Here is a 6,467-nt window from a genome sequence, read left to right on the forward strand (position 1 = left end):
ACATCGCCCATCACGCACGAGACCCCCGGCCGGAACCGGGGGTCTCGTGCGTCGCGGGCGGGCGGAGCCGGCCGGACCGGATGCGTCAGGCGGAGGCGAGCAGCGACTTCAGCGCCGACGTGAAGAAGGTCAGCCCGTCCACACCCGAGCGCATCGCGGCGGCCGTGTCGGGCCCGAAGCCCTCCTCGACGGCGTGCTCCGGGTGCGGCATGAGCCCCACCACATTGCCGCGGCGGTTGCTGATGCCGGCGATGTCGTTCATGGAGCCGTTCGGGTTGTGGCCGAGGTAGCGGACGACGACGCGTCCCTCCGCCTCGAGCTCGAGCAGCGTGTCGGCCGAGGCGATGTAGCCGCCCTCGCCGTTCTTCAGCGGGATCGTGATCTCCTGGCCGGGCTCGAAGCCGTTCGTCCAGGCGGTCTCGGTGCTCGCGACCATCAGGCGCTGGTCGCGGCAGACGAAGGATCCGATGTCGTTCGCGATCAGGCCGCCGGGCAGCAGGTGCGCCTCGGTGAGCATCTGGAAGCCGTTGCAGATGCCGAGGACCGGGGTCCCGGCGTTCGCCGCGTCGACGACCTCGCGCATGATCGGGGAGTGGGAGGCGATGGCGCCGCAGCGCAGGTAGTCGCCGTAGGAGAAGCCCCCCGGCAGGACGATCGCGTCGACGCCGTCGAGGTCGTGGTCGCCGTGCCACAGCGCGACCGGCTCCGCACCCGCGAACCGGACGGCGCGCTGGGCGTCGCGGTCGTCGAGCGAGCCGGGGAAGGTGATGACGCCGATCCTCATCGGGCGGCCTCCGCCGGGTAGTGGATCCCGACGACGTCCTCGATCACCGAGTTCGAGAGCATCTCGTCGGCGATGCGCTGCACCGAGGCGCGCACCTCGTCGGTCACCTCGTCGACGGTGATCTCGAAGCGCTTGCCCACCCGCACGCCGTGGAGGGCGGAGTGGCCCAGTCGCGCGAGCGCGCCGGCGACGGCCTTCCCCTGCGGGTCGAGCAGCTCGGCCTTGGGCATGACTTCAACGACGATCGTGGGCACCGTGTTCTCCGGAGTCTCGGGGGAGTGCGGTCTTCCGCGCGACCATCGTACCCGCGGGGGTCCCCTCGATCGGCGGCGCTCAGGAGGTCGTCACGCGGATCGCGTTCGCCCAGGGGTCCTCGAAGGCGAGGGTGCGGCCGTCGTCGCGGGTGGCGACTCCGGAGCGGGCCAGCCGCTCGCCGAGCGCGCCGAGATCGTCGGCGCCGGGCACCACGATCTCCACCTGTCCGAGGCCGAGGGCCTGCTGCCGGCGTCCGGCGCCCGCCGAGTTCCAGGTGTTCATCGCCATGTGGTGGTGGTAGCCGCCCGCCGAGACGAAGAGCGCCTGCCCGCCGTACGCGATCGTCGTCTCGAAGCCGAGCCGGTCGACGTAGAACTCCTTCGCCGTGGCGACGTCGCCCACGCTCAGGTGCACGTGGCCGACGGAGGCGCCGCCGAGGCGCGGCTGCGCGATCGACTCCTCGGTGAGGTGCTCCTGCAGGAACGCGTTCGGGTCGAGGAAGAGCGTGCTCATCTCGATCCGCCCGTGCGTCCACGACCACTGCGTGCGGTCGCGGTCCCAGTAGAGCTCGACGCCGTTGTGCTCGGGGTCGTCGAAGTAGAAGGCCTTGCTGACCAGGTGGTCGGAGCTGCCGGTGAAGGAGCCGGGGTGCCGGGTCGCGACGCTGTACACGGCCGCGGCGAGCGCCGCCTCCGATTCGAAGAGGATCGCCGTGTGGAAGAGGCCGGCGCTGCGCGGCGAGGCGTGCACCAGCTCGGGCGCGTGCTGGAGGATCACGGCCGGCACTCCGCCGCGGCCGAGCACCGCGACCGGTCCGTCGTGCGAGAGCAGCTCGAGCGTCACGGCGTCGCGGTAGTAGGCGATCATCCCGTCGAGGTCGGCGACGCGGAGGGTCACCGCGCCCATCGCGGTGTCGGGAGCGAGCAGGTCGGGGGAGGAGGTGGTCACGCGGAGACGCTACCCGCTTTTGGTTGACGCTACAACCATTCGGGGAGGTGGGCGCTCATAGGAACCGCATAAGCGGCATCCAGGCGGCGCCGGGAGGCCGGGCGTGGAATGGGAACCGGTCGCCGTCAGGGGCGGCCCCGGCACGAGGACGACACCATGAACGAGCGACACGAATCCGACGAGCGAGAGCTCACCGACCAGCCCGCCACCACCGAGGCGACGGGCGCCGACGAGGTGCGCGCGCTGCGCGCGGACGACCGCCGTCGTCGTCGTCGGGCGCTGATCGCCGGCGGCCTCGGCCTCGCCGTGCTGATCGGAGTGACAGCAGGCGGAGTCGCCACCGCCGGCCGCACCGAGGCGGCCTCCTCGGCCTCGGCCGGCGCCACCACGATCGTCTACCCCGGCGGCTCGCGCGGATCCTTCGGCGGCGGGTACGTGATCGTCCCCTCCTGGGGCGGATCGACGCAGGGCGGCTCCTCCCCGTACGGCTCGACGCAGGGCGGCTCCTCCGCCTCCGAGCCGGCCACCGGCGCGACCGACGCCGTGGCCGCGAGCACCGCGCAGACCGCCGGCGTCGTCACGATCACCTCCGAGCTCACCTACCAGGGCGCCCGCTCGGCCGGCACCGGCATGATCCTCACCTCCGACGGCATGATCCTCACCAACAACCACGTCGTCGAGGGCGCCACCGCGATCTCGGTCACGGTGGAGTCGACGGGCCGCAGCTACACCGCCCGCGTCGTCGGCACCGACGCGACGAACGACGTCGCCGTCCTGCAGCTGGAGGACGCCTCCGGCCTCACCCCCGCCTCGCTCGACACGGACGGGGTCGCTGTGGGCGACACCGTGACCGCCGTCGGCAACGCGGGAGGGACGGGCGACCTGGTCGCCGCCACCGGCACGGTCACGGGTCTCGATCAGCAGATCACCACCCGCTCCGAGTCGGGGATCTCCGCCGAGACGCTGACCGGGCTGATCCAGACCGACGCCGACATCGTCTCCGGCGACTCCGGCGGCCCGCTCGTCGACTCCGCCGGCCGCGTCGTGGGGATGGACACCGCCGCCTCCAGCGGGACGGCCGACATCACCGGCTTCGCGATCCCGATCTCGAAGGCCCTGGACATCGTGGCCACCATCGAGGCGGGCGCCGACACGGCCACCGTCGAGATCGGCTATCCGGCCTTCCTCGGCGTCTCCCTCTCCTCCGGCACCGCGTCGCCGACTTCGCGCGCGCTCGCGACCACCGCGTCCGGCGCCGTGATCGGCGGAGTCGTCGAGGGCGGGCCGGCCGCGCAGGCGGGCCTCGAGGCGGGGGACGTCGTCACCGCGGTCGACGGGGTCGCCGTCGCCTCGGCCGATCAGCTGTCCGCCTCGCTCGCGCAGCGCGAGCCCGGGGAGTCGGTGACGATCTCGTGGACCGACTCCGCGGGCGCCGCCCGCTCCGCCCAGGTCGTGCTGGTCGAGGGTCCGGTCGCCTGATCGGAGCCTCCGCGTGGCCGCCGGAGCGTTCCCGGCCGTTCACCCGGGCGAGCGCGCCACGCCGCCCGTTGTTTTGATCCGCTCAAGACAACTCGGGTAGTGTCCTCGGCATGACGACAGTGGACGAGCGGCTCCGAGCCTCCGGGCTCAAGGTCACCGCCACCCGGCGCGCGGTGCTCCTCGCTCTCGAGGAGCACCCGCACTCCGGGGTCGACGCGGTCCTGGCCCGAGTGCGCGAGGGCCTCCCCGAGGCCTCGGCGCAGGCCGTCTACGGAGTGCTCTCGGCGTTCACCGACGCCGGGATCGTCCGCCGCATCGAGCCGGAGGGCCACCCCCGCCGGTTCGAGCTGCGGGTCGGCGACAACCACCACCACGTGGTGTGCCGGCGCTGCGGGGCCGTGGCCGACGTCGACTGCGTCGTCGGGGAGGCGCCGTGCCTGCATCCGCAGACCGCGAGCGGCTTCGCCGTGGACACCGCCGACGTCACGTTCTGGGGCACCTGCCCCGACTGCCTGGCCCTCGCCCACTGACCGACATCCGCTACACCGCAGCGGCGGGCCCCGTGCCCCTCGCCGACAGGAGGAACATGACCGAGGAACGATTCACCACCACGAACTCCGGAGCACCGGTCGCGAGTGACGACCACTCGCTGAGCGTCGGAGCCGACGGACCCCTCGCGCTCCACGACCACTACCTCGTCGAGAAGCTGGCCCAGTTCAACCGCGAGCGCATCCCGGAGCGGGTCGTCCACGCCAAGGGCGGCGGAGCCTTCGGACGCTTCACCACCACCGCCGACGTCAGCGCCTACACGCGTGCCGCGCTCTTCCAGCCCGGAGTCGAGACCGAGATGCTCGCGCGGTTCTCCACTGTCGCCGGCGAGCAGGGCTCGCCCGACACCTGGCGCGACCCCCGCGGCTTCGCGCTGAAGTTCTACACGAGCGAGGGCAACTACGACCTCGTCGGCAACAACACCCCCGTCTTCTTCATCCGCGACGGCATCAAGTTCCCCGACTTCATCCGCTCGCAGAAGCGCCTGCCCGGCAGCCACCTGCGCGACCACGACATGCAGTGGGACTTCTGGACCCTCTCGCCCGAGTCGGCCCACCAGGTCACATGGCTCATGGGCGACCGCGGCCTCCCCTCCTCGTGGCGGCACATGGACGGCTTCGGCTCGCACACCTACCAGTGGATCAACGCCGCCGGCGAGCGCTTCTGGGTCAAGTACCACTTCAAGACCGATCAGGGCGTCGAGATCCTGAGCCAGGAGCAGGCCGACCAGATCGCCGGTGAGGACGCGGACTTCCACATCCGCGACCTGTCCTCCGCCATCGACCGCGGCGACTTCCCCTCGTGGACGCTGTCCGTGCAGGTCATGCCTTACGAGGACGCGAAGAGCTATCGGTTCAACCCGTTCGACCTCACCAAGGTCTGGCCCCACGCGGACTACCCGCTGATCCAGGTCGGCACCATGACGCTCGACAGGAACCCCGAGAACTACTTCGCGCAGATCGAGCAGGCGGCGTTCGCCCCCTCGAACTTCGTGCCCGGGATCGCGGCCAGCCCCGACAAGATGCTCCTCGCGCGCATCTTCAGCTACGCCGACGCGCACCGCTACCGCGTGGGGACCAACCACGCGCAGCTGCCGGTGAATGCGCCGAAGTCGCCGGTGCACTCGTACTCGAAGGACGGCCCCATGCGGTTCGACTTCCAGAAGTCCGAGGTGCCCGTCTACGCGCCGAACACGATGGGCGGCGCCCACGCCGATCCCGCCCGGGCGGCGGAGTCGGCCGGCTGGGAGACCGACGGCGAGCTGACGCGCGCCGCGGCGACCCTCCACCCGGAGGACGACGACTTCGGTCAGGCGGGGACGCTCTACCGCGAGGTCCTCGACGACGACGCGCGCGCCCGCCTGGTCGCGAACATCGCCGGCCACGTGTCGAAGGTCACCCGTCCGGAGCTGCGGCAGCGCGTGCTCCAGTACTGGGCGAACGTCGACTCGTCGCTCTCGCAGCGCGTCGCCGAGGCGCTCGAGCCCTCGGCTCCCGGTGCGGACGTCTCCCCCGAGGCGGTCGGCATCGGGGCGTAGTCCCGGCATCCCCTCGAGGAGCGCGCGGTACCGGAGCGATCCGGGCCGCGCGCTCCTCGTCGTTTCCGGGGAGGGTCCTTCCACTCGGTGGAGTCGGATCCCCGCGCGGGTGCCCGCCTCGGTCCGATGCAGCCGGCTCGGACCCCGGATCCGCCCGCGGAACCGGGCGCCGACGGGGAGGACCCCTGATCCCGACACGCCCGGGATGCGCGATTTCGGCCCGTCGTTTGACAGCACCGCGATCGCTGCGTAACTTATTCCGAGTCGCCACAAAGGCCGCAGGGAAACGGAAAGAGCAGCAGCTCCTACGTCCCGGCCTCAATCGGGACCATCCACTCGGCAAGACAGCTTTTCGGAGCAGGTCTGCCGCACGGATGTAAAGCCTTCGCAGGATTCCTCGGATCCAGCAACTTCGCCGCCCGGCGCAGGACTCAGGTCCTGAACCGAGCAACGTCGGAGCGCCTATGAGCGTGACGGCATCGCGAAGAAGCCGGATTTGACACGGCCTGCGGATGTGCTAAGTTATACAAGTTGCCACGGCGACAGTGAGAAAGAAACTTCTCCCAGTCTACCGAGAAGACGCGTATGACGCAAGCAACAACATCTTCGATCACTTCCGTTGTGAAGCACCGTTCTGGTGTGGAGGCGGGATGTGTCCGATTCTTGAGAACTCAACAGCGTGCACTATGTTCAATGCCAATTTTATACCCCGGCCTTGATCTTCGGATCGGGTTGGGATTCCTTTGGAAATTGATGTCAGCTTCCGGCTTTCGGGTCGGAAAGATGTCTTATTTGCTAGAGGTCAAACTTGACTCTCCTTCTCTTCGGGGTTGGGGGTCGTAATTTTTTTACGGAGAGTTTGATCCTGGCTCAGGACGAACGCTGGCGGCGTGCTTAACACATGCAAGTCGAACG

6 protein-coding genes and 1 rRNA gene are annotated in these 6,467 nt (G+C 70.2%); 4 read left to right on the forward strand and 3 right to left on the reverse strand.

The features are described from left to right. Window positions 1–85: 85 nt before the first annotated feature. The 3 genes from purQ to C5C35_RS04485 all read right to left on the reverse strand — a co-directional run bounded on the left by purQ (window position 86) and on the right by C5C35_RS04485 (window position 1,945). Entirely contained in the window at window positions 86–784 is a 699-nt protein-coding gene (gene purQ / locus C5C35_RS04475) for a phosphoribosylformylglycinamidine synthase subunit PurQ (RefSeq protein WP_104222737.1), read from the reverse strand. Beyond that, window positions 781–1,038, reverse strand: coding sequence for a phosphoribosylformylglycinamidine synthase subunit PurS (gene purS / locus C5C35_RS04480; protein ID WP_104222736.1), 258 nt, complete (start codon window positions 1,036–1,038; stop codon window positions 781–783). Before purS ends, purQ begins: the two co-directional genes overlap by 4 nt. A gap of 79 nt (window positions 1,039–1,117) precedes the next feature. After that, entirely contained in the window at window positions 1,118–1,945 is an 828-nt protein-coding gene (locus tag C5C35_RS04485; RefSeq protein WP_104239376.1) for a VOC family protein, read from the reverse strand. Window positions 1,946–2,143: 198 nt separating this feature from the next. Between C5C35_RS04485 and C5C35_RS04490 the strand changes: the two genes are divergently transcribed. The 4 genes from C5C35_RS04490 to C5C35_RS04505 all read left to right on the forward strand — a co-directional run. Then, on the forward strand, window positions 2,144–3,466 hold the full coding sequence (locus C5C35_RS04490; RefSeq protein ID WP_104262645.1) for a S1C family serine protease: 1,323 nt from the start codon (window positions 2,144–2,146) through the stop codon (window positions 3,464–3,466). 110 nt (window positions 3,467–3,576) lie between these two features. Continuing rightward, on the forward strand, window positions 3,577–3,996 hold the full coding sequence (locus C5C35_RS04495; protein ID WP_104222735.1) for a Fur family transcriptional regulator: 420 nt from the start codon (window positions 3,577–3,579) through the stop codon (window positions 3,994–3,996). Window positions 3,997–4,052: 56 nt separating this feature from the next. Next, entirely contained in the window at window positions 4,053–5,552 is a 1,500-nt protein-coding gene (locus C5C35_RS04500) for a catalase (protein ID WP_104222734.1), read from the forward strand. A gap of 847 nt (window positions 5,553–6,399) precedes the next feature. Further along, window positions 6,400–6,467 (forward strand): 16S ribosomal RNA (locus C5C35_RS04505); the annotation flags it as partial.

The organism is Rathayibacter sp. AY1F8, from assembly GCF_002932165.1.
Lineage (GTDB): Bacteria > Actinomycetota > Actinomycetes > Actinomycetales > Microbacteriaceae > Rathayibacter.

Coding starts and splice junctions, on each gene's coding strand:
- purQ (WP_104222737.1), bottom strand. CDS start 784: ATGAGGATCGGCGTCATCACCTTCCCCGGCTCGCTCGACGACCGCGAC.
- C5C35_RS04495 (WP_104222735.1), top strand. CDS start 3,577: ATGACGACAGTGGACGAGCGGCTCCGAGCCTCCGGGCTCAAGGTCACC.
- C5C35_RS04500 (WP_104222734.1), top strand. CDS start 4,053: ATGACCGAGGAACGATTCACCACCACGAACTCCGGAGCACCGGTCGCG.
- C5C35_RS04485 (WP_104239376.1), bottom strand. CDS start 1,945: ATGGGCGCGGTGACCCTCCGCGTCGCCGACCTCGACGGGATGATCGCC.
- C5C35_RS04490 (WP_104262645.1), top strand. CDS start 2,144: ATGAACGAGCGACACGAATCCGACGAGCGAGAGCTCACCGACCAGCCC.